Source organism: Mesorhizobium sp. M7A.F.Ca.CA.004.04.2.1, from assembly GCF_004022825.1.
Lineage (GTDB): Bacteria > Pseudomonadota > Alphaproteobacteria > Rhizobiales > Rhizobiaceae > Mesorhizobium.
This window is the reverse complement of the sequence record NZ_RZPH01001813.1, coordinates 1-420: the sequence shown is the minus strand read 5'-3', so window position 1 is coordinate 420 and position 420 is coordinate 1. Positions and strand designations below refer to the sequence as shown.

The window sequence follows — 420 nt, the reverse complement described above, 5'->3', positions numbered from 1 at the left end:
ACCTCGAACCGCCGCCATCTGTTGCCCCGCGACATGATCGACAATGAGCGCTCGACCGCCTCGGATGGGTTGATCGCGGTCGAGCGCTCATTGTCGATCATGTCGCGGGGCAACAGATGGCGGCGGTTCGAGGTGGCGTAGAAGATGACATTGACTGGCCGACCCTCGACGCCGCCTTCGAGCGCTGCCTTGAGCGATTTGTAGGAAGTGTCGTCATGGTCGAAGGAGAGGTCGTCGCAAAACAGGATGAAGCGGAAGGGGGCCGCCTTGAGCAATCCCATCAGCTTCGGCAGCGTGTCGATGTCCTCGCGGTGGATTTCGATCAGCTTCAGCGGCAGGTCGGACTTGGTCCTGGCGTTGATTTCGGCATGCACGGCCTTGACCAGCGACGATTTGCCCATGCCACGCGCGCCCCACAGC

The 420-nt window shown here is 61.7% G+C and carries 1 protein-coding gene; it reads right to left on the bottom strand.

The genetic code is table 11. From position 1 onward, the window contains the following. Positions 1-420, bottom strand: a 420-nt coding sequence (locus EN893_RS37720; protein ID WP_128362346.1) for a DUF815 domain-containing protein, incomplete at both ends; no start/stop codon positions are given.